Raw genomic sequence first — 762 nt, forward strand, 5'->3', positions numbered from 1 at the left:
GGACCTGGAAGCCTTCTTCGATCGGGTAAACCATGATCGCCTGATGGCACGTCTGAAACGGCACACGCCGGACAGGCCGCTGCTCAGGTTGATCAACCGGTACCTGAAGGCGGGTGTTCGGATCGACAACCGCACAGCCCCGACACCCGAAGGCGTACCGCAAGGTGGGCCACTGTCTCCGGTGTTGGCGAATGTGGTGCTGGATGAGCTGGATTGGGAGCTGGAACGGCGCAACCTGCGCTTCGCCCGCTACGCGGATGACTGCCAGATTTACGTGGGCAGTCACCGTGCAGGAGAGCGGGTCATGGTGAGTCTGACGCGCTTTATCGAGGACTCGCTGAGGCTCACAGTGAATACACGAAAGAGCGCGGTAGACCGGCCCTGGAAGCGCAGCTTCCTGGGCTTCACCCTCAGCCGGAAAGGACAACGCTTGAAGGTGGCTGACAAAGCCATCACCAAACTGAAAACCCGGATCCGGATACTGAGCCGCCGAACACGGGGCCACTCACTGCCCCAGGTGATCGCAGATCTGAAAGAAACCCTGCTTGGTTGGAAAGCGTACTTCGACGCAGCCGAAGTACTGAGCCCGCTGCGGGACCTGGACAAGTGGATACGGCGGAGAATGAGAAGTTACGTGTGGAAGCAATGGGGCCGAAAGGGGTATCGTGAGCTGAGAAAGCGGGGCGTCTCGGTCAAATTGGCCTGGAACACTGCGAAATCAGCCCACGGCCCGTGGCGGCTGAGTCATTCGCCGGCCCTGCG

At 60.5% G+C, this 762-nt stretch carries 1 protein-coding gene; it reads left to right on the forward strand.

The window, feature by feature from the left end; translation table 11 throughout:
- Positions 1–762 (forward strand): reverse transcriptase domain-containing protein (locus Q675_RS35415; protein WP_023012032.1); only part of this gene is annotated, 762 nt, incomplete at both ends.

Origin of the sequence: Marinobacter sp. EN3, from assembly GCF_000475315.1 — a bacterium.
Lineage (GTDB): Bacteria > Pseudomonadota > Gammaproteobacteria > Pseudomonadales > Oleiphilaceae > Marinobacter > Marinobacter nauticus.